The organism is Sphingomonas panacis, from assembly GCF_001717955.1.
GTDB classification, from domain to species: Bacteria; Pseudomonadota; Alphaproteobacteria; order Sphingomonadales; family Sphingomonadaceae; genus Sphingomonas; species Sphingomonas panacis.
In genome coordinates this window covers 590,294-615,480 of record NZ_CP014168.1, presented here as the reverse complement: position 1 = coordinate 615,480, position 25,187 = coordinate 590,294, and the positions used below count along the sequence as shown (strand labels likewise).

The following is a 25,187-nucleotide window of genomic DNA, read 5'->3' as shown; positions in this document are numbered from 1 at the left end:
CGGCCGGCTGTTCGTCGATCCGGACGGGTTGCACGCCCACGAACCAGTTGCGCCGCTTGTGCAGGGGCGAAACGGGCTGGTTCCGATCCAGCAGATCGTGCCGATACAGGTGGCGGCGAACGCCTCCGCCCCGTCGCCCGATATGCGCAGCAATGCCGTCGACACCGGCCCTTGGATTGGCTCGATCGGTTCGCAAGCTAGGCCTGCACCACTCCCTTCCCGGCATAGAGCGTTGGCCAGTTCGGCAACGACCCACTCGCACTCCTTCGGCCCCTGGCCGGAGGACAGATGCAGGATTATCTCCGTCATGCGCGCCTCATCTTGTAGGTCAGGAGCGGGCGCAGCGTCGCGACCAGATCGATCAGCCCCGCCGTTTCGAGATCGCGCACAACCTGATGGATGTCCTTGTACGCCTGCGGCGCCTCCTCATAGATCAGGTCGCGATCCTCGCAGATCACCCGGCTGCCGAGTTTCGTCCGCTCGAGATCGGCGATGCTGAATCGGCGGACGAGCTTGTCCTTGGCCTCGCTGCGGCTCCATTTACGACCAGCACCATGCGCGAGCGAGTGCAGCGCCACGTCCGCCTGCTCCAGCCGGGGCCGGACCAGATAGGTCATGTCTCCGCGCGATCCAGGGATGACGACCAGCCCCCTGTCTGCGGGTGCCGCGCCCTTGCGGTGCAGCCAGCCGCCTTGATGTGGTGTGACGCTGTTGTGGCAAATGTCGAGCAGGCGTTCGCCGTTGGTCCCGATCCGATCGAGGAAGCGCTCGGCGATCAGTTCGCGGTTGAGCACGGCCCAGTGCATCGCATGGTCATGCGCGGCCAGATAGTCCGCGCACGCCGCCTCGCCCGCGATCAGACCATCGACATTATGCCGCGCCAGATGCCCGTCGAGGATGGTCTGACCCAGCCCGCGCGACCCGCTGTGTACCATTATATAGAGCGCTGCGGGATCAACCGCCGCATCTCCGGCCCCATGCAACGTCTCGACCCGCAGCAGTTCGGCAAAATGGTTGCCGCCGCCGATCGTGCCCAGCGCTTCGCGGGCAAGATCGGGCGCAAGCCCTGCCTCGGCTAGACGCGCGGCAACATCGCCCGACCAGGGGGCGTCCAGTCCCCGTAGCTTGCGCTCGGCCGCATCGAGCCGAAACTTGCGCAGCGGCAGGGCGGAGCGCCACAGCCCCATCCCGCATCCGATGTCGCTGCCGACCAGATGGGGATAGACATGGCTGCGCGACCAGAAGGCCGCACCCACCGCAATACCGCGTCCGGCATGCAAATCGGGCAGCCCGACGACGCGATCAATGTCGTCGAGGCGGGCGGTGTGGTGGAGCTGATCCACCGCCGCCTGCTCGATCCAGCTTTCGGGCGACGCCACGATATGGAAGGTTGCATTGGTCATCGCGCCGCATCCTTCCACCCGAGGTGCTGCTTGCCGGGCGGAACGACATGTCCCTGATCGCGCCAGAACCACACGCGATCCTTCAACACGCCGTCGCGCGGATCGACATAGAGTTCCCGGCCACGGCAATTGCGCCGGTCGGGCCGCAGGACATGGCCTTCGCGCAACAACTCCCCATGCCGCCCGTGGGAGATGCCGAAGATCACGAAATCGCGCAGATGCTCGCGAACGTGCATCTTCACCGTGCTGCCAGTGTCGAGATGGACGCAGATTTCGCTGAACACGTCGTCCCAGCGCCGTCCCACGCGCCGCTGAAGAAAGCGGACGAGCGGCGCGAGATTCTCGTTGAGCGATTTCGAATAGTCCGAGCGTTCGCGGACGTGTCGTTTGAGACCGATGTGCTTGAAGTCGTTCTTGTCCTTCTTGAGTTTAACTGGCGGCGCATGGCGCGAGCCCCAGCGGGGACGTTCGACAATGACCTTGAACATGTCAGCGCGCATCGCGGCCCTCCCCAAAAGCGGAGATCCCAATCGGCAGACGTGAATTAGGGGAAATGGACGCGGCGCCACGGCCGCGAAAAAGGGTCAGGCGACCGCAGCCGCCCGCACGGGATTTGCCCATGTGATGTGTTCCTGAACTCGGAAAACGGGAGTGATGACAGGTGCAGTTGCGGCTTGCATTTGTTCACTCCTTTCCTTTGTTCGAGAAACAGTCGCGGTGACTTATGCTAAGTCAGTCCGACAATCAATGGCTCGGTCGGCGTATCTGTGCGTCTGCCAAAAAATGGCAGGTTTTCGGAAAGGCGGTCATTCAATCGCGAACGAGCGAGCGACCGAGGTGGTCGCTCGCCGCCACTTCGGTTGAGATGGTTATCGGTTCGTCGGCCCGAAAGAGGTCGGGCAGGAACCCATCCAAATTCCGCGCCCAATAAACACCACCACCAAACCTGTCCTACACCCGCCGTTTCCGGCATCCTGCCGGTCACGCTCTTTGACACTGTCAGCCCCAACCGTACCCGGTCCGCCTTCGCATCCCGCGCAGGGGGCGTCGGCAAGGCACATCCAAAAAGTGACACGCCCCGCACCGTGTTTCCGGTGGCTCACCTTAGCAACGTTCCGCCGCTAGGACGCCAGCTTCAGGATCAGCAGTCCGGCCAGCAGCAGCCCCGCGCCGATCAGCCGCCCCGGCGTCGCCGCTTCGCCGAGCAACGCGATGCCGAGTATGAACGATCCGAGCGCGCCGATGCCGGTCCAGATCATATAGGCGCTGCCCAGCGGCAGGCTGCGCATCGCATAGCCGAGCAGGCTGAAGCTCGCGATCATCGCGACCAATGTCACCACTGATGGCCCGACGCGGGTGAACCCGGCGGACTGTTTCATAAAATACGCCCAAACGATTTCGAGCAGCCCGGCGATGGTGAGTGCGATCCAGGGCATATGGCCCTCCCGTGTCGAAGGCCGGGCCGTCCCGGACGAATACCCCCATGAGGGGTGAGGGCGTGGCCTCAGCCAGAATCCTTACGCGACGCCTGCCGTGGTGGCAATCATTGCGCTTTGCCGTAGCGCGCGATCAGCGCGCGCACGACGCCGTTGGTCCAGCCGAAGCCGTCCTGCAGCGGATATTCGCCGCCGCCGCCGGGGCGGGCCTGCTCGACATCGTATTTCTCCAGCATCCGCCCGCTCGCGCGATATTCGTGAAGCACGGTGGCGAGGAAGCGCTGCGCGAGTTCGCGCGCGGCGGTCTCGTGGCCGGTGCGGTTCAGCCCTTCGATCGCGATCCATTGCAGCGGTGGCCAGCCGTTGGGCGTGTCCCATTGTTCGCCGGTGCGCGCGAGCGTGGTGCGCAGGCCGCCCGGCGCGACCAGCGACTCGTCGATCGTCGCCGCGACGAGATCGGCGCGGTCGGACGCGGCGAGGCCGGTGAACAAAGGAAAGGCGGTCGCGGCGGTGAGGCCACGGCGCAGCGTCTTCTTCGCGATGTCCCAGTCGCCGTAGCGCCCGCCCTTGTCGTCCCACAGCCAGGTCTCGACCGCCTTTTTGCGCGCCGCCGCCAACGCGTCATAGCGAGTCGCGCAGGCCGCGTCGGCGGCGGCACGGCATTGCTCGGCGATCGCGCCTTCCATGCCGTAGAGCAGGCTGTTGAGATCGACCGGCACGACGTTGGTGGTGTCGATCGTCGCGAGCGTCTTGCCGTCGGCGAACCAGCGCGAGCTGAAATCCCAGCCGCTCTCCGCCGCCGCGCGGATGTCGCGATACAGTGGCCCGGCGTCGCGCTTGGTTCGCGCCTGAAGCGCGACGTCCTCGCGCCACGATTCCTCGCGCGGTCGATCGGCATGGCTGTAATAGCGGTTGAGCACGCTGCCGTCGGGCATCGTCACGACGCGCTCGGGCTGCATCCAGAAATCATGCTCGCGCCGGAGCGCAGCCAGCCGTCGCGCCTCCAGCGCCGGATCGTTCGCGTCGGACAGCGCCAGCATCAGGTACAGCACCGGCGGCTGCGAGCGTTCGACATAATAGGTGCGCGTGCCGTTGGGGATGTGGCCGTAGCGCTCAACCAGCGACACGAAATCGGCTAGCATCGATTCGACCAGATCGGCATGCCCGTCCGCCTTGAGGCCGAGCATCGTGAAATAGCTGTCCCAATAATACATTTCTCGGAAGCGGCCGCCGGGCACGACATAGCGTTCGGGCAGCGCGAGCGCCGACCCGCCTGGCGTCTCGGCGACCGGCGGGCGCGTGAGATGCGGCCAGAGCGCGGCGATATGATCCTGTACCGGCGGGCGCGACGGATTGGCCGCGGGGGTGGGGGCGACCATCGGCACGGCGAAGTTGCGCTGGACGAAGGCGTGGAGTTGATCGGGCGTTCCGGGGTGAGTCGCGCACCAGTCGGCGAGGATCGTCGCGCGGGCGCGCAGCGGCGTCGCGTCGGCGAAGCTCTTGCTGTCGGGGAACAGCCGCGCTTGCTGCACGGCGATGAAGATCGGGCCGTAGAGATCGAGCGGGGTCGGCACCGCGCCCGCGATCGGCGTGGCGGGCGGGATGCACGACGCGACTTCGGGCGCCGTCGCCGCCGGCTGCGCGACATGGCGGTGCGGGCGGCGCGCCTTGCGGTGCTTCGCCGCCTTGGACCTGACCGTCTTGTGCGTGGCCGCCCGCTGCGGCGCGGCGGCGTCCGCGACCGAACCTCCCACCAGCGCCAGCAGCGCCGCCGCCCAAATTGCCTTCATCACCTGCAAACTCGCTCCCCGATGCTGTCGCCGCTTCAGCCGCCGACGGTCTGCTCTATCACGCCGAAGATCGGATGATGCCTGTCATCTTCGGCCCAGATGCGGATCGTGTCGCCGCGCTTGAGGAACGGCGTGGTCGCGCTGCCGCCCCGGATCGTCTCAACGCTGCGCTGTTCGGCGATGCAGGCATAACCCACGCCGCCCTGGGCGATCGGCTTGCCCGGGCCGCCCTCCGCATCGCGGTTGGAGACGGTGCCCGAGCCGATGATCGTTCCGGCAGCAAGCGCGCGCGTCTTGGCGGCGTGTGCGATCAGCGTGCCGAAATCGAAGGTCATGTCCGCGCCCGCATCGACCCGGCCGAGCGGGGCGCCGTTCACGTCGATGTTGAGCTTGCGGTGCAGCTTTCCATCCCGCCACCAGTCGCCGAGCGACTCTGGGGTGACGAACACCGGTGACAGCGCGCTCGCCGGCTTGGACTGGAAGAAGCCGAAGCCCTTGGCGAGTTCGCCGGGGATCAGCGCGCGCAGCGATACGTCGTTGGCGAGGCCGACCAGCCGGATACTCGCCAGCGCGTCCTCGCGGCTCGCGCCCGCGGGAACGTCGCCCGTCACCACCACCACCTCGGCCTCGAGATCGCAGTCCCAGCTTTCATCGGCGAGCGGGATTGGGTCGCGCGGCGCCAGGAAACCGTCCGATCCGCCCTGATACAGCAGCGGATCGTGCCAGAAGCTGTCGGGCAGTTCCGCGCCACGCGCTTGCCGCACCAGCGCGACATGGTTCACATAGGCCGAGCCATCCGCCCATTGATAGGCGCGGGGCAGCGGCGCGGCGGCGGCATGTTCGTGGAAGCGCCGCATCGGGATCATCTCATGGTCGAGATCGGTGGCGAGGTTCTCGAGGTCGGGCAGCAGCCGCTCCCAATCGTCGAGCGCGGCCTGCAGCGTCGGCACGATATGCCCGGCATCGGCGCACCAGGCGAGATCGTTGGAGACGATGACGAGGCGACCGTCGCGGCCCCCTTTCAGGCTGGCCAGTTTCATGCGCGCTCTCCTGTCTGTTCTCGGGCGGCGAACATAGCTTTTTGAGTGAATGTGTCGACCACCCAATCGTCACCCCAGCGCACGCTGGGGTCTTCCGGCGGCAGGGCACGCGCTATCACGGGGAGACCCCAGCTTTCGCTGGGGTGACGGTAATGAGGCGCCTTACGCCACGCCCCCCGCCAGCGCAGCGAGCAGCAGCAAAGCGACGATGTTGGTGATCTTGATCATCGGGTTCACCGCCGGCCCGGCGGTGTCCTTGTACGGATCGCCGACCGTGTCGCCCGTCACCGCCGCCTTGTGCGCCTCGCTGCCCTTGCCGCCGTGGTTGCCGTCCTCGATGAACTTCTTGGCATTGTCCCACGCGCCACCGCCGCTCGTCATCGAGATCGCGACGAACAGCCCCGAGACGATCACGCCGAGCAGCATCGCTCCCAGCGCGGCGAAGCCCGAGGCCTGCCCCGCCACCAACGTGACCAGGAAATACACCGCGATCGGGCTGAGCACTGGCAGCAGCGAGGGGATGATCATCTCGCGGATCGCCGCCTTGGTGACGAGATCGACGGTGCGCGCGTAATCGGGACGGCTGGTGCCGGCCATGATGCCGGGATTGGTGCGGAACTGCTCGCGCACCTCCTCGACCACTGCGCCCGCCGCGCGGCCGACCGCCGTCATCCCCATCGCGCCGAACAGATAGGGCAGCAACGCGCCGAGCAGCAGACCGACGATGACATAGGGGTTGGAGAGGGTGAAATCGACCGTCAGCCCGGAGAAATACTCCTTCAGATCGCTGGTGTATGCACCGAACAGCACCAGCGCCGCGAGCGCGGCCGAGCCGATCGCATAGCCCTTGGTAACCGCCTTGGTGGTATTGCCGACCGCATCGAGCGCATCGGTACGGTGGCGCACGTCGTCGGGAAGACCGGCCATCTCGGCGATGCCGCCCGCATTGTCGGTGACCGGGCCATATGCATCGAGCGCCACCACCATGCCGGCCTGCGACAGCATCGCGGTCGCGGCGAAGGCTATGCCGATCACGCCGGCGAGCTGGAACGCGGCGATCACCGCGACGACGATCACGATTGTCGGCATCGCGGTCGATTCGAGGCTGACCGCGAGTCCCTGGATGACGTTGGTGCCGTGGCCAGTCTCTGACGCTTTGGCGATGCTGCGCACCGGGCGATATTGCGTGCCGGTATAATATTCGGTGATCCACACCAGCAGCCCGGTGACGGCAAGGCCGATCATCATCGACCAGAACAGGCTCATGCCGGTGACGCCGCCGGCGCTCTCGGGATCGAGGAAGCCGTTGGCACCGATCGGTGCATTCAGATCGCCAAGCGTCCAGCGAGTCGCGAGATAGATCGCCGGCACCGACAGCAACGCCGAGGTCCAGAACCCCTTGTACAGCGCCCCCATGATCGACCCCTTGCCGAGCCGCACCGCGAACGTGCCGATGATCGAGGTGACGATGCACACCCCGCCGACGATCAGCGGCAAGGTCATCAGGTCGAGGAGCCGGTCGGCGCTGCGGAAGGCGAGCGCGATCGAGATCATCGTCACGCCGAGCGTCACCACATAAGTCTCGAACAGATCGGCGGCCATGCCCGCGCAATCGCCGACATTGTCGCCGACATTGTCGGCGATCACCGCCGGATTGCGCGGATCGTCCTCCGGGATGCCCGCCTCGACCTTGCCGACCAGATCGGCGCCGACATCGGCGGCCTTGGTGAAGATGCCGCCGCCCAGTCGTGCGAAGATCGAGATCAGCGATGCGCCGAATGCGAGCGCGGTCAGCGCCTCGACGATGATGCGGTCGGCCGGCGCATGATGCGCGACCGCGACCAGATACCAGAAGAAGCCCGAGATCGATAGCAGCCCGAGCCCCGCAACCAGCATCCCGGTGACCGCGCCAGAACGGAAGGCGAGGGTGAGGCCGCCCTGAAGCGAGGTACGTGCCGCCTCCGCCGTTCGCACGTTGGCGCGCACCGAGATGTTCATGCCGACATAGCCTGCCACGCCGGACAGCACTGCGCCGATCAGAAAGCCGATCGTCGAGACGATCCCGAGCGAGACGGCGAGGATGATCGCGACGACCAGCCCGACGACGGCGATGGTGCGATATTGCCGGCCGAGATAGGCTTTCGCGCCCTCCTGAATGGCGGCGGCGATATCCTGCATCTTTTCGGTGCCGGCGGGCGCGCGCAACACCTGCGCGCTGGTGAAGATGCCGTAAGCGACGGCGATCAGGCCACAGATGATGGCAGCATAGACGATCGTCATGCGTATCCTTCCCCTAATGTCAGGGGCGGATGGTCGGCTGCGTGGCCGCCTCCGTCCTCTAAGCTGCCAAGGTATAAGCGCGTGCGAGGCGTTGGCAACCGGGGACTATCTGGCGTGGAGATACCCCAGCCGCGTAGGCAAAGGCAGCGCTGCATCTCCATCGACCAGCCTCAGCCCTGCGCCGGCGGCGAATCGGCCGACGCGCGTCGCGGCCACGGGCGGCAGCATCGCCGCGGGCAGTGCGAACAGCAGTTCGTAATCATCCCCCGCAGTTGCCGCGGCGATTCGCGCGGGGCGATCATCGCCGCGCGCGCGCAACGCGTCCGACAGCGGCACCGTGGCGAGATCGATCTCCACCGCCAGTCCGCTTGCCATCGCCATCCGCTCGGCGTCGATCAACAGGCCGTCGGACACGTCCATCATCGCATGCACCAGCGGCGCCAGCGCGCGGCCTTCGGCAAGGCGCGGCTGCGGGCGGCGATAGGCGGCGAGCAGGTCCGCCGCACCATCCTCCCCAAGTGCGATGGCGAGCCCGGCGCCGGCATCGCCGATCGTGCCGGTCACGTAGAGCGAGTCGCCAGCTTGTGCGCCGCTGCGACTCGGCACCGCCACGCCGCTCGCGCCGAGCGCGGTCAGGCCGAGTACGCGCGAGTCGCGGGGCGGCTGCGCGACCGTGTCGCCGCCGAGCAGCGGCACGGCAAACGCCGCCAAGGCCGCACCGAGACCAGCGACGAACGCCGAATCCCATGCGGAGTCCCCTGTCAGCCCGTACCCCATCAGCACGCCGACCGGGCGCGCGCCCTTGGCGGCGAGATCGGACAGGTTCACCGCGAGCAGCTTCCACGCGACATCGCCGGGCGGATCGGTCGGCAGGAAGTGGACGCCCTCGACCAGCATGTCGTGAGTCAGCACCAGCGATTCGGCGGCGGGCATCGGCAGCACGGCGGCATCGTCGGCGAATCGCCTTGCCGCCGGATCATGTGCAAGGGTCCGCAACGCTTCGATAAAACCGCGTTCACCCGCTGAGTCGTTCGTCATGTCGCCCGGTTCCCGCGTTACGCTTTATAGCCTCTGTGGAGGCCCTTCCGCGTCACGCGCAACGGGCAAAAGCGATTCGCGCGTCGATTAGCGCACCCACCCCGCCAGCCAGTCCGCCAGCCCCTGCGGGCTCATAGAACGCGCATCGGCGAGCGCGGCGGTGCGGCCGGCGTTGATCAGGCGGTCGGTCCTTGGCTCGACGATCAGCAGGCTCGGCACGCCCTTGAGGCGTTCGGTGATTCCGTAATGCGCCGGGATATCGAGGTTCTTGTCGAACCGGCCGACATCGACTTCGACGATCTCATATTTGCGCGCGAGCCACGTCTTGAGCGCCGGCACCTCCATCGTGCCGGCGAGAATGCGGCAATCGAGACACCAATTGCCGCCGAGATCGATCAGCAGCAGCTTGTGATTCGCCTTTGCGCGCGCTTTCGCGGCGGCGACGACGGCCTTGGCGTCAGCCTGCTCGTCATAAGGGAGCGGCAGCGGCTTGGTGAGCTGTTCGAAGCTCGTGATCGGCATATGCGGCGCGGGCGCGGCGAATGCCGGGCTGGCGAACAGCAGGATCGAGGCAATGAGCGCGCGGCGGATCATGAGCAACTCCGTTAAATCCTACGGAACATATCGGAATTGAGGACTGCGCCAAGCCACAAAAAACCCGGCACGCCGTGTGGCGCACCGGGTTTTTGTCATCGCGAAACCTGAAAGGTCAGGCGATCGAGGTGAGGTTCACCGCCGCATATTTGCCGCGACGATCGACTTCGAGTTCGAACTCGAGCCGGTCGCCCTCGTTGAGGGTCGACATGCCGCCGCGCTCGACGGCCGAGATGTGAACGAACGCGTCGGGCTGACCGTCATCGCGCTGAATGAAGCCGAAGCCCTTCATCGCGTTGAAGAACTTGACCGTTCCGGTCGACTTTTCGCCAGTCAGCTGCCGCTGCGGGCCACCGGCGCCGCCACGTGCGCCGCCCGGAGCCGCCGCATCACGCTCGCGCGGCGGGCCGCGGTCGGTGACGGGGAGCGGTTCACCTTCGATCTTGAGATCGGTCGCCGAGATGCGGCCGCCACGATCGACGAGGGTGAAGCCGAGCGGCTGGCCTTCGGCCAGACCGGTCAGGCCGGCCTGCTCGACTGCCGAAATGTGAACGAACACATCCTCGCCGCCGTCATCACGAACGACGAAGCCGAAGCCCTTCTGACCGTTGAAGAACTTAACGACGCCAGTGCCTTCACCGACGACCTGCGGGGGCATGCCACGGCCACCGCCGCCACCACCACCGAAGCCGCCACCGCCGCCGCCGAAGCCGCCACCGCCGCTGCGGAAGCCGCCACCGCCGCCGCCGCCGAAGCGATCACCGCCGCCGCCGAAACGATCGCCGCCACCGCCGAAGCGGTCGCCGCCGCCAAAGCTGCTGCCGCCGCCGAAATCATCGCCGCCGAAACCATCGCGCTTATCGCGTCCGCGCCCGCCACGATCTCCGCGGCGTCCTTTATCGAAACTCATGCCCTGTTCGTCTTCCCGGCTCGTCCGAAATCATATCTGAAAAACCGTGCGTCGGACGAAAACGCAGGTCTCCGGGCACCAACCAAGTGCGCCACCGAATCTACCTACCCTAAAAAAAACGGCGCTGCGAACAAATTCGTCGAAATTGCGGCATGATACGTTCGAGATGGTTGAAACACTGTGGCGCGGATGGCACAGGGCGCGGATCGGTGCGGCGGCCATTGAGGCCGGAGCATATCCCCGCTAGGGCCACACGATGACCGTTCATCTCCACGAAGAAGACCTGCCCGAAGGCGTGTTCGCGCCGGGCGCCGACATCGCCGTCGATACCGAGACGATGGGCCTCATTACCCCGCGCGACCGTTTGTGCGTCGTCCAGCTTTCCGACGGCGGACCCGACGAGCATCTCGTCCGGTTCTCGCCCGGCAGCGACTATGCCGCGCCGAACCTGCGCGCGGTGCTCGCCGATCCGGCTCGCGTGAAGCTCTATCATTTCGGCCGCTTCGATCTCGCCGCGATCCGTCACTATCTCGGCGTGACGGCGGCACCGGTGTACTGCACCAAGATCGCCTCGCGGCTCGTGCGAACCTATACAGACCGTCACGGACTCAAGGAGTTGGTCCGGGAATTGCTGAGCCAGGACATCTCCAAGGCACAGCAGTCCTCCGACTGGGGCGGCCCGGTACTGAGCGACGCGCAAAAGGACTACGCCGCGTCCGACGTTCGCTACCTTCACGCTCTTCGCGACGAACTCGATCGCCGCCTCGCCCGCGAGGGCCGCACCGCGCTGGCGCAGGCGTGTTTCGATTTCCTGCCGTCGCGCGCCGAACTCGATCTCGCCGGCTGGCCCGAGATCGACATCTTCGCGCATATCTGAGGCGGTGATGGCCGATCTCGCCCTCCCTCCGCGAACCGCGCGCCAGGCCTGGGCCGCGCCGGGCAGCCGGCATGATCGTCTCATCACGGTCCTGCGCTTCGTGCTGCCGATCGCGGTCGGGGTGCTGGCGGCGTTCCTGGTGATGATGCCGCTGGCGACCGGCGGCGAAGTCAGCTTCCTCCTCGACAAGAACAAGGTCGAAGTCGCCAAGGAGCGGCTGCGGCTGCAAAGCGCGCTGTACCGCGGCACCGACGGCAAGGGCCAGCCGTTTACGCTGACCGCTGGCTCCGCCGTGCAGAAGAGTTCTGCCGAGCCGATCGTGCGAATCGAGAAGCTCGCCGCGCGGCTGCAACTGAGCGATGGGCCCGCGCGAATCGTCGCGCCGCAGGGCCGCTACGACATGGACAACCAGCGCGTCACGCTGGTCGGTCCGGTCAACGTCGTCGCCGCCGACGGCTACCGTCTCGACACGACCGACTCGACGATAGACCTGAAGACCCGCCAGATGCAGAGCGGCGGTGCGGTCACCGGCACGGTGCCGCAGGGCGATTTCAGTGCAAAGCAGCTCAGCGCCGATCTTGAGAACCATATCGTGCGGCTCGACGGCAATGCCCGCTTGCGGATCGTTCCGCGAAAGACGAAGTAGCGCGCATGCGCCTTCTCCTGTCCTCCATCGTTGTCCTTTCGCTCGCCACGCCCGCGTTGGCGCAGCAACGGCACAATTCGGAAGCGCCGATCGATTTCGGGGCCGACCATATCGAATTGCAGGACAAGGCCAATCGCGCGATCTTGACCGGCAACGTCTCGGTCAAGCAGGCCGAGATGACGCTCACCTCCGCGCGGATGACGGTCGCCTATACCGGCCAGGTGGTCGACGGCTCGCCGCAGGTGTCGCGACTCGATGCGGCCGGCAGCGTCGTCGTCACCCGGCCCGACCAGACCGCGCGCAGCCAATATGCGATCTACGATCTCAACCAGCGCACCATCCTGATGATGGGCGACGTGACGCTGACTCAGGGCGGCAACGTCACGCACAGCCAGCGACTCACGCTCAACCTTGCCGAAGCGCAGCCGCACGCCACGCTCAGCGGCGGGCGCGTGACCGGCACCTTCTCGGTGCCCAAGCGCAACTGAGGCACCGGTTTTTAGGCCGTTCCGGCGGCTGCCGCTTTCCTCACGGGTGCGAATGCGGCATGAATATGCGCCAAGCCTGCCAAGTACCGCACGTTTTCGATGCGGTACCGCCACGATGCGAGCACTGGACCAGAGATGAGCGACGCGACCACCCTTGAAGCGGCCCGGCCGATTACAGAACAGCCGGTGATGCGCGGACTGTCGGTGGTGTCGATCGCCAAATCCTATGACAAGCGTCCGGTGCTGACCGATGTTTCGGTTACAGTCGGGCGCGGCGAGGCGATCGGGCTACTGGGGCCGAACGGTGCGGGCAAGACGACCTGCTTCTATTCCGTGATGGGGCTGGTGAAACCCGATTCGGGCCGGATCATGCTGGACGGCGAGGATATCACCGGGCTGCCGATGTATCGTCGCGCGATCCTCGGTCTCGGCTATCTGCCGCAGGAAACCTCGATCTTTCGCGGGCTTTCGGTCGAGAAGAACATCATGACCGTGCTCGAACTGAGCGTGCCCGATCCCGCCAAGCGCCGCGAACGGCTCGATACTTTGCTCGAAGAGTTCGGGCTGACGCGGCTGCGCGATTCGCCGGCGATGGCGCTGTCGGGCGGCGAGCGCCGCCGCGCCGAGATCGCGCGCGCGCTGGCGGCGGACCCGTCGATCATGCTGCTCGACGAACCGTTTGCGGGGATCGATCCGCTGTCGATCGCCGATATTCGCGATCTGATCCGCGAATTGAAGCAACGCGGCATCGGCGTGCTCATTACCGACCACAATGTCCGCGAGACGCTCGAAATCGTCGATCGGGCCTATATCATCTATGACGGCCGGGTGCTGTTCACCGGGTCGCCCGCCGAACTGGTCGCCGACGCCAACGTGCGCCGGCTGTATCTCGGCGAGGGTTTCTCGCTGTAACCATGGCGTGTGCCTCCTTCCTCGTCGCCCCGGCGCAGGCCGGGGCCGCCGGGTTTGGGACAACCGGCTCGCATGATCACGCAGCGCCCCTGGCCTGCGCCCGGGCGACGGCAAAGTGAGCCTCGCCCCGCGCCTCGACCTGCGTCAGTCGCAATCGCTGGTGATGACGCCGCAGCTCCAGCAGGCGATCCGCCTGCTCGCGCTGTCCAATCTCGAGGTCGAGGGGTTCATCGCCGAGGAGATCGAGAAGAACCCGTTGCTCGATGCGAGCGCGCCAGACGACGACGGCCCGACGCTGGAACGCGAACCCGAGGCGCCCCAGCGCGACGAACCGGCCAGCGCCGATGAACTGCTGCTGGCTGGCGGTGGCGAGGCCGAATCGCTCGACGTCGATTTCGCGGCGGAGAGTTTCCACCACGACAGCGCCGCCGACTCGGCAGGGGCGGGGATGGACGGCACCCTCGGCCTCAATGGCGCGAGCGGCACCTCAGGCGGTGAAGATCTGCCCGATCTCGATGGCTTCGCCAGCGGCGATATCAGTCTGGCCGATCATCTGCTCGCGCAGGCCGGCACTTCGGTCAGCGGCGCCGATTTGTTCATTGCCGCGCATCTGATCGACCAGATCGACGAATGTGGCTATCTCACCGCCTCACTGCTCGAAATCGCCAACCGGCTCGGCGTGCCGCTCGCGCGTGTCGAGGGCGTGCTGGGCATCATCCAGACGTTCGAGCCGACCGGCGTCGGCGCGCGCGATCTGGCGGAATGTCTCACGCTCCAGGCCAAGGAGGCCGACCGCTACGACCCGTGCATGGCGCGGCTGATCGACCATCTCGATCTGGTCGCGCGGGGCGACATGGCCCGGCTCAAGCGGCTCTGCCAGGTCGATGACGAGGATCTCGCCGACATGATCCGCGAATTGCGCGGTTACGATCCCAAGCCCGGCTGCCGTTATGGCGGCGAGCGCGCCCAAGCGGTCGTGCCGGATCTCTATGTCGCACGGCGCAAGCAGGGCTGGGCGATCGAGATCAACGCGGCGACGCTACCGCGCGTGCTGGTCAACCGCAGCTATTATGTCGAGCTGAGCGCGGCGGGAGGTGATCGCGCGTCGAAGGCGTGGCTGTCCGACATGCTCGCCAGCGCCAACTGGCTGGTCAAGGCGCTCGACCAGCGCCAGCGCACCATCATCAAGGTCGCGAGCGAGATCGTGAAGCAGCAGGAGGCATTCTTCCTCAACGGCGTGGCGCACCTCAAACCGATGACGCTGCGCCAGATCGCCGACGCGATCGAAATGCACGAATCGACGGTCAGCCGCGTGACGAGCAACAAATATCTGAGCTGCGCGCGCGGCCTCTACGAACTCAAATATTTCTTCACCTCGGCGATCCAGTCGGCGGACGGCGGCGAGGCGGTGTCCGCCCAGGCGGTCAAATCCGCGATCAAGGCGCTGATCGCGGGCGAGGGCGACAAGATCCTCTCCGACGACACGCTGGTCGAGCTGCTCAACGCCAAGGGTTTCGATATCGCGCGACGCACGGTGGCGAAATATCGCGAGGCGCTCGGCATCGGCTCTTCGGTGCAGCGCCGCCGCGCGCGGGCGCTCGCCGGGGCCGATTGACGCGAGACTCAGTCGTCCTCGTCCTCATAGCCGTGCAGCGCGAGCGCCTTGGCGCGGATCTGGTGCGTTGCGCACCAATGGACCAGAGCTTCCTCGCGGCCATGCGTCACCCAGACCTCCTGCGGCGCGATCTCCAGTAAGGTCGATGTCAGCTCGTCCCAATCGGCATGATCAGACAGGATCAGCGGCAGCTCGACACCGCGCTGCACCGCGCGCTGGCGCACGCGCATCCAGCCGCTCGCCATCGCCGTGATCGGATCGGGTAGCCGCCGCGACCAGCGATCACCGAGCGCGGAGGGTGGCGCTAGCACGATCCGGCCCATCAACTCGGCCTTGCTCGCCTCGGTCGCGGGTCGCAACTCGCCGAGTTGCACACCGTGCGCGATGTAGAGATCGCACAGCTTCTGCAAAGCGCCGTGAAGGTAGATCGGATCGTCGAAGCCGCGTTGGCGCAGTTCGGCGATCACGCGCTGTGCCTTGCCCAGCGCATAAGCGCCGACCAGCACGCAGCGCGTCGGGTTGGCACGAAGCGCGGCGGTGAGCTTGTCGATCTCGTCGCCGGTCTCGGGATGGCGAAATACCGGCAGCCCGAACGTGGCCTCGGTGATGAAGACGTCGCACTTGGTCGGTTCGAACGGCGCGCAGGTCGGATCGGCGCGGCGCTTGTAATCGCCCGAGACGATGATGCGTTCGCCGCGATGATCGAGCACGATCTGGGCCGAGCCGAGCACGTGCCCCGCCGGGACGAACCGGACCGCGACATCGCCGAACGTGAGCGGCGCGCCGTATGTGACCGGATGCGCGCTCTGCGCGCCGTAGCGCGCGTCCATGATCGCAAGCGTCTCGGGCGTTGCCCATACCGTGCCGTGGCCGCCGCGCGCATGATCGGCATGGCCGTGCGTGACGAGCGCGCGATCGACCGGCTGCGATGGGTCGATCCACACGCCGGCGGGTTTCACGAAGATGCCGTGCGGTTGCGGATCGATCCAGTCGCCGAGCTTTGCCATCGTTCCTATATGGGTGGGATGCGGCTTTGTTCCCATCTTCTTACGGTGTCACCCTCACCCTTCCGTCGCTGCGCTCCTCGCTCCCTCTCCCATTGGGAGAGCGAAGGGCACCGCGTGCCGGAGGCGCGTGGCAAGGGTGAGGGCGCCTTTCGTTGAAACTCCCGCAACCTTTAACCGACTGGTTCGCCGCACGCGGCTGGGCACCGCGCCGCCATCAGCGCGACATGCTCGACGTCGCGCGCGCCGGCCGGCACGGGCTGCTCGTCGCCACCACCGGCGCGGGCAAGACGCTTGCCGGCTTTCTGCCCACGCTCGCCGAGCTGATCGAACATCCGTCCGAAGGCCTGCACACGCTCTACGTCTCGCCGCTGAAAGCGCTGGCGACCGACGTGCAGCGCAACCTGCTGACACCCGTTGAGGAGATGGGCCTCGACATCCGAGTCGAGACCCGCACCGGCGACACGCCCTCGGACCGCAAGGCGCGCCAGCGCGTCCGGCCGCCGCAGATCCTGCTGACCACGCCCGAATCGCTGAGCCTGCTGCTGTCCTATCCCGACAGCTTCACGATGTTCGCAAGCCTGCGCACGATCGTCGTCGACGAGGTGCATGTCTTCGCGACCGGAAAGCGCGGCGATCTGCTCAGCCTGTGCATGGCGCGGTTACAGGCGATCGCGCCCGGCCTCCGGCGCGTCGCGCTCTCGGCGACGGTGGCGGACGCCGATGGCTATCGTGCGTGGCTCGCGCCCGATGGCGACATCGACCAGGTCGCGCTGGTACAAGGCGAACCGGGCGCGCCGCCTAACATCGCGATCGTGCTACCTGAGGGAAAGGTGCCGTGGGCGGGCCATTCTGGCCGCTATGCGGCCGCCCAAGTTATGGCGGAGATCGCCGCACATCGCACCACGATCGTGTTCTGCAACACGCGCAGCCTCGCCGAGCTGATCTTCCAGGATCTGTGGAAGGTCAATGCCGACAGCCTGCCGATCGGCGTCCACCACGGTTCGCTCAGCCTCGAGGCGCGGCGCAAGGTGGAAGGGGCGATGGCGGACGGCAAGCTGCGCGCTCTGGTCGCCACCTCCAGCCTCGATCTGGGTGTCGATTGGGGCGATGTCGATTGCGTGATCCAGATGGGTGCGCCCAAGGGCTCCTCGCGGTTGCTCCAGCGGATCGGCCGTTCCAACCACCGGCTCGACGAACCGTCCGAGGCGCTGATCGTCCCCGGAAACCGCTTCGAATATCTCGAAGGCCGCGCCGCGCTCGACGCGGTCGAGGCGGGCGAACTCGACCCCGACATCTTCCGCCCCGGCACGCTCGACGTGCTCGCGCAGCATGTGATGGCGTGCGCGTGTGCCGCGCCGTTCCGGCAACAGACGATGCTCGACGAGGTGCGCTCGGCATTGCCCTATTCGGCGCTCACCGACGATACGTTCGATCAAGTGCTCGGTTTCATCCGCGACGGCGGCTATGCGCTGAAAGCCTACGACAAGTTCAAGCGGCTGACGCAAACGCCGGACGGGCTGTGGCGAGTCAGCCACCCGCAGTTCGTCACCCAACACCGCCTCAACGCCGGGATCATCGTCGAGGCGACGATGCTGACCGTGCGCTTCAAGAACGGTCGCTCGCTCGGCAAGGTGGAGGAGGGGTTCGCCGCGACGCTCTCGCCCGGCGACACCTTCTTCTTCGCTGGCTTGAGCCTTGAGGTGATCGCCACCAGCACCGAGGATCTGCTGGTCCGCGCCACCGCCCGACCGGCGCGCATCCCGACCTATGGCGGCGCGCGCATGCCGATCTCGACCAACCTCGCCGACCGGGTGCGCGGTTTCCTCGCCGATTCGTCCGCGTGGCACCGCTTCCCCGACGATGTGCGCGAATGGCTGGAGATGCAGGAGAAGCGCTCGATCCTGCCGCGTCCGGGGCAATTGCTGGTCGAGACCTTCCCGCGCGAAGGCCGCAACTACATGGTCGCATACAGTTTCGAAGGGTGGAACGCGCATCAGTCGCTCGGCATGCTCATCACGCGGCGGATGGAGACGCTCGGGCTGAAGCCGATGGGCTTCGTCGCCAGCGATTACGCCTTCGCCTGCCATTCGCTCGAACCCGTCACCGATCCGCGCGCCTTGTTCTCCGCCGACATCCTGGAGGATGAGTTCGTCGATTGGGTCGAGGGGTCGTCGCTGCTCAAGCGTGCGTTCCGCGAGGTGGCGGTGATCGGCGGTCTCGTCGAGCGCCAGCACCCCGGCAAGCGCAAGACCGGCAAGCAGGTGACGTTCTCGACCGATCTTATCTACGACGTGCTGCGCAAATACGAACCCGGCCACCTGCTGCTCCGCGCCGCGTGGGACGACGCACGCGCGCGTATGACCGACGTGGGCCGGCTCGGCGCGCTGCTCGAGCGCGCCGCGGCGACGATGGTGCACGTCGATCTGTCGCGCGTCTCGCCGCTGGCGGTGCCGGTGCTGACACTGATCGGCCGCGAGCGCGTCGCGCAGGGCCATGCCGACGACGCGCTGCTGATCGAGGCGGAGGCGCTGGCGGTCGAGGCGATGCGGCTGGATTGAGGGTGTTTTGCAGGGGCGAAACCGCCGCAGAATAAAGGTGCGACTCGCTTGTCGAAGGTCCGAAACGGGCGTATCATTCCACGATGAAACCGGCCCTGTTCTGTGCCGTTCCGCTTCTCGCGCTCTCCGCCCAGACCGCCGCGCCGCTTGGCCCTGACTCGAACCCGCCGCCGGCCGACAGCATCGCCATTGCCGATGCCGATCAGCGTATGACCGTGCCCGTGCAGATCGCCGATGCCGGGCCATTCCACTTCGTTGTCGATACCGGCGCCGAACGCACCGTCATCTCGCGCGAACTGGCGGCGATGCTCGGCCTCGCCGCGGGTCGCGGTGTGCGGGTGACGGCGATGGCGAACGTCGAGCAGGTCGCGACGGTGGTGATCCCGCGCATCCGTGTCGGCCCACTCGGTGGCAGCCGGATCGAGGCGCCGGCGTTCGCCGCGAGCAACATCGGCGGTGCGGGGATGCTCGGCATCGATACGTTGCAGGGCCATGCGGTGACGATCGACTTCGACCAGAATGTGATGACGGTGACGCCCTCGACCAAGCGGCGCCGCACGCCGGCTGCCGTGCCGGGCGAGGTGGTGGTGCGCGCGCGCGACATGTTCGGGCAGTTGGTCGTGACCGACGCGTATTTCGGCGAGCGCCGCGTGCGTGTGGTGATCGACACCGGATCGGATGTGACGATGGGCAATCCGGCGCTGCGCCGGCTTATCGCGCGCAAGACGTTGCTCCGGCAGATTTCGGCGCGGGCGGTGACGGGGGTGTCGCTGCTCGCCGATTACGGCCAGATCGGCGCCGTGCGGATCGGCAGCACGACGATCGAGAATCTGCCGGTCGCCTTTGCCGACGCGCCGCCGTTCGCGCGTTTCGGGCTGGCCGACAAGCCCGCGCTGATGCTCGGCATGGACGCGTTGCGGCTGTTTCGCCGTGTGACGATCGACTTCCCCAACCGCGAGCTACGCCTGCTGCTCCCACGCGACGTCAAGCGCACGCCGGTCGGCGGGTTGGGTCGCGCGTGACGTCAGCGTAAAGCGCGTTCGCCCTCGATCATGTAATCGCGCGTGATCGGCAGCGTGTGGCGGTTGCGCGCGAACTGGAGCTGGTAGTTGACGAGGCCGCCATATTGAAACGCGGCGCTCGCGCCGGCCAGATAGAACTGCCACATCCGGTAGAACGGCGCGTCGTACAACGCGACGATCGCGTCGCGCGCCGCGACGGTGCGGTCGTACCACGCATCGAGCGTGTAACCGTAGTGCAGCCGCAGCACTTCGACATCCGTCACCATGAAGCGCAGCCCCTCATTGGCCGCGACGATCTCCGAAAGTGCCGGGTTGTAGCCGCCGGGGAAGATGTACTTGGTCGTCCACCGATCGGTGACGCCGGGTCCGCCGGCGCGGCCGATCGTGTGGAGCAGCATCACGCCGTCTTCGGTCAGCAGGTCGCGGCACTGGCGGAAGAAGGTGCGGTAATGCGCCGGTCCGACATGTTCGAACATGCCGACCGAGACAATCCGGTCGAATGTGCCGGTCACGTGGCGATAGTCGATCAGTTCGAAGCGCACCTTGTCGGCGACGCCCGCCTCTTCGGCGCGGCGGCGTGCGACCTTGAGCTGTTCTTCGGACAGCGTCACGCCGAGCACCTCGGCACCGGTCTTGGCGTGCAGATACAGCGCCATGCCGCCCCAGCCGCAACCGATATCGAGCACTTTCATGCCGGGCTTCAGCGCGAGCTTGGCGGCGATATGCGCCTTCTTGTCGGCCTGCGCCTGCTCCAGCGTGTTGGCGGGGTCGGTGTAGTACGCGCAGCTATATTGCCGGTCGGCATCGAGGAACAGGTCGTAGAGCCGGTCGGACAGATCGTAATGATGCGCGACGTTGCGCTTCGATCGCTTGGCCATGTTGATCCGGCCGATGCGATGCGTCACCGCCTCGACCGCGCGGCGCGATGCCGATGCGGCGAGTTTGTTCGCGCCCGCCTCCCACGGGTCGTTGGAGGTCAGCAGATTGACGAGATCGCGCACGTCGCCGCGCTCCACGACCAGCCGTCCTTGCATATAGGCTTCGCCCGCGCCGAGCCCGGGGTCGCGCAGGATAGCGGCGGCGGCGCCCTTGTCGGTGAAACGGATCGTCACCTCGGGGAAGCCGGGCGTTGGCGTACCGAAGGTCTTGGTCTTGCCGTCGGCGTGGTGGACGGTGAGTTGGCCGCGCTGGACCCGCGCGGCGAGGAAGAGATCGATCAGGGCCATATGCAGCCCAATAATCACTTAAATTCCGGCATACCAATCGTAATCGACGTGATCTTCCCAATAACCGCCCTTGCCTAGCCCGGTTTTCGCCAGACTGTCGACCGCGTCGATCCGCATCACGTATTTGGCGTGCTTGTAGCCGAGCTGTCGCTCGACCCTGAGCCGCACCGGCGCGCCGTGGCCGACGTCGAGGACATGATCGTTGAGCGCCCAGGCGAGGATCGTCTGCGGATGGAAGGCATCGACCAGGTCGATCGATTCGTAATAGGGGGCGCCGCCGTACAGATCGGCGCAGGTGAACACGACGTAGCGCGCGGTATCGCGGATACCCGCCGCCGTGAGCAAGGTGGCGAGCCGTGGCCCGTGCCATTTGCCGATCGCACTCCACCCTTCGACGCAATCGTGCCGGGTGATCTGGGTGCGCGCGGGCAGGCCGCGAAGCTGCGCGATCGACAGGCTGAGCGGCGTCGCCACCAGCCCGCCGACCTGCAAGCGCCAGTGCGCGAAATTCTCGGCGACCATCGCGGTGTAGTCGGGCGTGTTCGGGTTGTGCGTGCCGTTGACGCGAAAGCGCGGCGACATTTCGGTCGCGCTGAATTCGGGCGCGAGCGCATCGCGGTTCGAGAGCGCGCGTTGCAGCCCCATGTTCATGATCTCGCCCGAGAACAGGATCTTGCGCAGTGCCGGCACCTGAGCGACCTGGTCGCAGCCCGACAACAGCAGACCCGCGCTCGCGGCGCCGCCGGTGACGAGTGCGCGGCGGGTGATGAGGCTCATGCCGCATCCTCCGGCACGCGCCAGCGCCCGCTCAGCATCGATCGCACTTCGTTCAGTGGTCCCGCGAGAATCACCAGCACGAGATGGATGACGATGAACCCGGTCAGCCCGGCGGCCGCGATGAAATGCACCGATCGCGCCGATTGCCGCCCGCCGAACAGATCGAGCAGCCACGGCCAAGCCGCATCCATTGCCGGCGACATGGCGAGGCCGGTGAGGATCATCGTCGGGATCAGCCCGAAGATGACGAGCACGTAGGAGAGCTTCTGGAAGATGTTGTACGCGCGCGGATCGGCGGGATCGTGGAAGCGGAAGGCGAGATGCTCGCGAAAGTCATGCCACAGCTTCGCGGTCGAAAGTTCGCGCAGGCGGACGCGAAGGTCGCGCTGGAAATGGCGGTTGGCGAGGCTTGCGATCATGTAGGCCAGCAGGCTGAACGCCAGCACCAGCGCGAACAGCAGATGCCAGCGCCGCGCGATCGCGAGATTGTAGTGCGCCGGGATCGTCACATAGCTTGGCCAGCGGATCGTGCTGAGCCACGGGTGATCGAAATTGGCACCATATGCCCCCCAATACAGGTGCGGATGCGCGTTGAGGATCGTCAGTCCGCTGCCGATCATGATGAAGATCGTAATCGCGTTGATCCAGTGCCACACCCGCGTCGCGACGCGGTGGCGATAGATCGTGCGCGACGCGGGCACCGCATCGGCGGGAACGGAAGGCGTGGCTATGGTCATCGTCATACCCTGTATACGCCAGTCAGACGGAAACGGTTACACGCCTCGCGTGGTCTTGTAGAGCCGCCGTCGTCACAGGGAAACAGCGCGCGATGGCCGACCAGCATTTCTACGAACCCGCAAACGGCCACGGCCTTGCGCATGATCCTCTGAACGCGATCATCGCGCCGCGCCCGATCGGCTGGGTGAGCACAATCAGCGCGAACGGCGTGCGCAATCTCGCGCCGTACAGCTTCTTCACGTTGTTCAACTATCGCCCGCCGATCATCGGCTTCTCCTCAATCGGGTGGAAGGACAATGCCGCCAACATCGCCGCAACCGGCGAATTCGTCTGGAACCTCGCGACTCGGCCGCTCGCTGACGTGATGAACACCAGTTCGGCGATGGTCGGCCCCGAAGTCGACGAGTTCGATCTGGCGGGCATCGCCGCGCTGCCGTCGCGGCTGGTCAAGCCCGATCGCGTCGCCGCCAGCCCGGTTCAGTTCGAATGCCGCGCGACTCAGACGCTGCGGCTCGAATCGAAGGAACGGCGCGCGCTCGATACCTGGGTGATGTTCGGCGAGGTGATCGGGGTGCATATCGATCGCGCTTTGCTTGAAGACGGCGTCTACCAGACCGGCCGCGCTCGCGCGATCCTGCGCGGTGGCGGGCCGGCCGACTATTTCGAGGTCGGCGAGGACAACCTCTTCAAGATGTTCCGCCCCGATCAGCCGTAAGCCCGCACGAAGAACACGATCGTCGTCACGATCGTTACCGCCAGCGTCCAGCCGCGCACCATGCCGGGCGTCAGCCGCTTGCCGAGCTTCGCGCCGAGCCATCCGCCAAGCACTGCGCCGAGCAGCATCGGCACGCCGGCGTCCCAGCGCACCAGTCCGGTCGCGACGAACACGATCGATGCCGCCGCGTTCGCGACCGCGAGCATCAGCGTGCGCGGCGCGAACAGCGCGCGTGGCGTGATATGCGCGAGCAGGCCGTAAGCCGCGGTCAGCATCATGCCGACGCCGCCGCCGAAATAGCCGCCGTAGATGCCAAGCAGTGCCTGTCCGACGATCAGCGTGCGCGGGCCGATCGTGACGATGCGGTGCAGCCCCGCCGCCGCACGCGGCCCGAACGCGATGACGAGGGCGGCGGTCAGCAGCAGCCACGGGATCATCAGATCGAACAGATGCGTGGGGGTGGAGACGAGCAGGAGGCTTCCGGCAAGGCCGCCGACGAAGGTGATCGCCGCCAGCAGCCGCACATCGACCCCGCCGAGCGGCTGCAACTCGTCGCGAAACGCCCAGGCGCTGGTCGCGGCGCCCGGCAGCAACGACACGTTGGAAGTGGCGTTGGCGGCATTGGCGGGCAGCCCGAGGGCGATCAGCGCTGGCAGCGTCGCGAAGGTGCCGCCGCCCGCGAGCGCGTTCATCGCGCCGCCGAAGATGCCGGCGCCGGCGGCGAGGGTGATGGCCTGGACGGTCACGTCAACTCCAGCGTGTGCCAAACTTCAGCATCCTCGCCCATATCGTTGGGGAGATGCCGGGCCGGCATAGTGAAGTTCAGCCCAGGGCGGCCTGTTTTTCTTCGGCGAGCCGGTCGAGTTCCGCCCGGCTCTTCTTTTCGCTCGCGGTCTTGAGCTGGCCGCAGGCGGCGTCGATGTCGCGGCCGCGCGGGGTTCGGACCGGCGCGGAGATGCCCGCTTCGAACACGATGTCGGAGAAGCGCCGTACCCGTTCGGGCGTCGAGGTCTCATAGGCCGCGCCCGGCCAAGGGTTGAACGGGATCAGATTGACCTTGGCGGGGAGGTTATAGTGTTTGAGCAGCCGAACCAGCTCGCGCGCATCCGCGTCGCTGTCGTTCTTGTCCTTGAGCATGACATATTCGAAGGTGATCCGCCGCGCGTTGTTGGCGCCGGGATAATCCGCGCAGGCCTGAAGCAGTTGCTCGATGCCGTATTTGCGGTTCAAGGGCACGATCTCGTCGCGGATTTCTTTGGTGACGCCGTGCAGCGACACCGCGAGGTTGACGCCGATCTCGGTGCCCGCGCGCGCCATCATCGGCACCACGCCCGAGGTGGAGAGCGTGATCCGCCGCTTCGACAGCGCGAGACCGTCACCGTCCATGACGATGCCGAGCGCATCGCGCACCGCATCGAAATTGTAGAGCGGCTCGCCCATGCCCATCATCACGACGTTGGTGAGCATCCGCCCCTCGGGCGTGCTCGGCCATTCGCCAAGCGCGTCGCGCGCCAGCATGACCTGCCCGACGATCTCGGCGGCGGTGAGGTTGCGCACCAGCCGCATCGTGCCGGTGTGGCAGAAGCGGCAGTTGAGCGTGCAGCCGACCTGGCTCGACACGCACAACGTCCCTCGGTCGGCATCGGGGATGAACACCGCCTCGTAATCCTCGCCGTCGGGCGCGCGCAGCAGCCATTTGCGCGTGCCGTCGGTCGAAACCTGCGCCTCGACGACCTCGGGCCGGCTGATCGCGAAGCGACCCGCGAGCCACGGCTGCATCGTCTTCGAAATGTCGGTCATCAGCGCGAAATCGGTGACGCCGCGATTGTAGATCCAGTGCCAGAGCTGCTTGGCGCGGAGCTTCGCTTGCTTGGGTTCGAGCTGCGCCGTCTCCAGCGCCATGCGCAGATCGGCCTTGGACAGACCGAGCAGGTCGATGCGGCCATCGGGACGCGGCACCGCGGCACGCGGGACGGGCACGGGATCGATGTGCCCGGGGATGGGCATGAGGGCGGCTGAAGCTGTCTGCATTTCCGGCATATAGCGTGGTTTCATGCATTTTTCTACAGGCGCGACCGATCGGCTTGACGACCGCGACTCGGCACCGCGATATCG

At 66.5% G+C, this 25,187-nt stretch carries 23 protein-coding genes; 8 read left to right on the top strand and 15 right to left on the bottom strand.

What is annotated here, in order from left to right:
* Positions 1–305 precede the first annotated feature (305 nt).
* The 9 genes from J0A91_RS02865 to J0A91_RS25030 form a co-directional block, all read right to left on the bottom strand.
* Positions 306–1,403 carry an RNA ligase RtcB family protein gene (locus tag J0A91_RS02865; RefSeq protein WP_069206974.1) on the bottom strand — a complete coding sequence of 366 codons (1,098 nt, stop codon included), beginning with the start codon at positions 1,401–1,403 and terminating at the stop codon, positions 306–308.
* Complete coding sequence (locus tag J0A91_RS02860) at positions 1,400–1,903, bottom strand: hypothetical protein (RefSeq protein ID WP_240502179.1); 504 nt, start codon at positions 1,901–1,903, stop codon at positions 1,400–1,402. The genes J0A91_RS02865 and J0A91_RS02860 overlap by 4 nt, the downstream gene beginning before the upstream one ends.
* A gap of 621 nt (positions 1,904–2,524) precedes the next feature.
* Positions 2,525–2,839, bottom strand: coding sequence for an SMR family transporter (locus J0A91_RS02855; protein ID WP_069203650.1), 315 nt, complete (start codon positions 2,837–2,839; stop codon positions 2,525–2,527).
* 107 nt (positions 2,840–2,946) lie between these two features.
* The gene (gene treF / locus J0A91_RS02850; protein WP_083224464.1) at positions 2,947–4,629 is read right to left on the bottom strand and encodes an alpha,alpha-trehalase TreF; all 1,683 of its coding nucleotides are present in this window, start codon (positions 4,627–4,629) and stop codon (positions 2,947–2,949) included.
* A gap of 35 nt (positions 4,630–4,664) precedes the next feature.
* Entirely contained in the window at positions 4,665–5,669 is a 1,005-nt protein-coding gene (locus tag J0A91_RS02845; protein ID WP_069203649.1) for a fumarylacetoacetate hydrolase family protein, read from the bottom strand.
* Between the two features lie 162 nt (positions 5,670–5,831).
* Entirely contained in the window at positions 5,832–7,949 is a 2,118-nt protein-coding gene (locus J0A91_RS02840) for a sodium-translocating pyrophosphatase (RefSeq protein WP_069203648.1), read from the bottom strand.
* Positions 7,950–8,054: 105 nt separating this feature from the next.
* Entirely contained in the window at positions 8,055–8,987 is a 933-nt protein-coding gene (gene thiL, locus J0A91_RS02835; RefSeq protein WP_069203647.1) for a thiamine-phosphate kinase, read from the bottom strand.
* 87 nt (positions 8,988–9,074) lie between these two features.
* Positions 9,075–9,581 (bottom strand): thioredoxin family protein, encoded by a 507-nt coding sequence (locus J0A91_RS02830; RefSeq protein WP_206364970.1) that lies wholly within the window; start codon positions 9,579–9,581, stop codon positions 9,075–9,077.
* A gap of 115 nt (positions 9,582–9,696) precedes the next feature.
* Positions 9,697–10,491 carry a cold-shock protein gene (locus J0A91_RS25030; RefSeq protein ID WP_069203646.1) on the bottom strand — a complete coding sequence of 265 codons (795 nt, stop codon included), beginning with the start codon at positions 10,489–10,491 and terminating at the stop codon, positions 9,697–9,699.
* A gap of 256 nt (positions 10,492–10,747) precedes the next feature.
* On the opposite strand from J0A91_RS25030, the gene J0A91_RS02820 reads away from it, so the two are divergent.
* The 5 genes from J0A91_RS02820 (at position 10,748) to rpoN (ending at position 15,029) form a co-directional block, all read left to right on the top strand.
* Positions 10,748–11,368 carry a ribonuclease D gene (locus tag J0A91_RS02820; protein ID WP_069203645.1) on the top strand — a complete coding sequence of 207 codons (621 nt, stop codon included), beginning with the start codon at positions 10,748–10,750 and terminating at the stop codon, positions 11,366–11,368.
* A 7-nt stretch (positions 11,369–11,375) separates the two neighbouring features.
* Positions 11,376–12,014 (top strand): LPS export ABC transporter periplasmic protein LptC, encoded by a 639-nt coding sequence (lptC, locus tag J0A91_RS02815; RefSeq protein WP_069203644.1) that lies wholly within the window; start codon positions 11,376–11,378, stop codon positions 12,012–12,014.
* Between the two features lie 5 nt (positions 12,015–12,019).
* Positions 12,020–12,502 carry an LptA/OstA family protein gene (locus J0A91_RS02810; protein ID WP_069203643.1) on the top strand — a complete coding sequence of 161 codons (483 nt, stop codon included), beginning with the start codon at positions 12,020–12,022 and terminating at the stop codon, positions 12,500–12,502.
* 135 nt (positions 12,503–12,637) lie between these two features.
* Positions 12,638–13,414 (top strand): LPS export ABC transporter ATP-binding protein, encoded by a 777-nt coding sequence (gene lptB / locus J0A91_RS02805; RefSeq protein WP_206364969.1) that lies wholly within the window; start codon positions 12,638–12,640, stop codon positions 13,412–13,414.
* A gap of 115 nt (positions 13,415–13,529) precedes the next feature.
* On the top strand, positions 13,530–15,029 hold the full coding sequence (gene rpoN, locus J0A91_RS02800; protein ID WP_069203642.1) for an RNA polymerase factor sigma-54: 1,500 nt from the start codon (positions 13,530–13,532) through the stop codon (positions 15,027–15,029).
* A gap of 8 nt (positions 15,030–15,037) precedes the next feature.
* Here rpoN and J0A91_RS02795 read toward each other — a convergent pair whose 3' ends face one another.
* Entirely contained in the window at positions 15,038–16,036 is a 999-nt protein-coding gene (locus J0A91_RS02795) for a ligase-associated DNA damage response exonuclease (protein ID WP_069203641.1), read from the bottom strand.
* Between the two features lie 224 nt (positions 16,037–16,260).
* On the opposite strand from J0A91_RS02795, the gene J0A91_RS02790 reads away from it, so the two are divergent.
* The gene (locus J0A91_RS02790) at positions 16,261–18,594 is read left to right on the top strand and encodes a ligase-associated DNA damage response DEXH box helicase (RefSeq protein WP_069203640.1); all 2,334 of its coding nucleotides are present in this window, start codon (positions 16,261–16,263) and stop codon (positions 18,592–18,594) included.
* A gap of 83 nt (positions 18,595–18,677) precedes the next feature.
* Positions 18,678–19,616, top strand: coding sequence for an aspartyl protease family protein (locus J0A91_RS02785; RefSeq protein ID WP_069203639.1), 939 nt, complete (start codon positions 18,678–18,680; stop codon positions 19,614–19,616).
* Positions 19,617–19,618: 2 nt separating this feature from the next.
* On the opposite strand, the gene J0A91_RS02780 is transcribed toward J0A91_RS02785, so the two are convergent.
* From J0A91_RS02780 to J0A91_RS02770, 3 genes are read right to left on the bottom strand one after another with little or no spacing between them, the layout of a single operon-like run.
* Positions 19,619–20,842, bottom strand: coding sequence for an SAM-dependent methyltransferase (locus J0A91_RS02780; protein WP_069203638.1), 1,224 nt, complete (start codon positions 20,840–20,842; stop codon positions 19,619–19,621).
* Between the two features lie 18 nt (positions 20,843–20,860).
* Positions 20,861–21,619, bottom strand: a complete 759-nt coding sequence (locus J0A91_RS02775) for a molybdopterin-dependent oxidoreductase (protein ID WP_069203637.1) — start codon at positions 21,617–21,619, stop codon at positions 20,861–20,863.
* Complete coding sequence (locus J0A91_RS02770) at positions 21,616–22,356, bottom strand: cytochrome b/b6 domain-containing protein (protein ID WP_240502178.1); 741 nt, start codon at positions 22,354–22,356, stop codon at positions 21,616–21,618. The genes J0A91_RS02775 and J0A91_RS02770 overlap by 4 nt, the downstream gene beginning before the upstream one ends.
* Before the next feature lie 92 nt (positions 22,357–22,448).
* On the opposite strand from J0A91_RS02770, the gene J0A91_RS02765 reads away from it, so the two are divergent.
* A complete protein-coding gene (locus J0A91_RS02765; protein ID WP_069203635.1) occupies positions 22,449–23,072 on the top strand; it encodes a flavin reductase family protein in 624 nt (207 codons plus the stop codon).
* Here the strand turns inward: J0A91_RS02765 and J0A91_RS02760 are convergent.
* Both J0A91_RS02760 and rlmN read right to left on the bottom strand, forming a co-directional pair.
* Positions 23,063–23,818: a sulfite exporter TauE/SafE family protein gene (locus tag J0A91_RS02760; protein WP_240502177.1), complete on the bottom strand. Its 756-nt coding sequence runs from the start codon at positions 23,816–23,818 to the stop codon at positions 23,063–23,065. The genes J0A91_RS02765 and J0A91_RS02760 overlap by 10 nt on opposite strands.
* Positions 23,819–23,894: 76 nt before the next feature.
* Complete coding sequence (rlmN, locus tag J0A91_RS02755) at positions 23,895–25,103, bottom strand: dual-specificity RNA methyltransferase RlmN (RefSeq protein WP_476749574.1); 1,209 nt, start codon at positions 25,101–25,103, stop codon at positions 23,895–23,897.
* Positions 25,104–25,187: the final 84 nt, after the last annotated feature.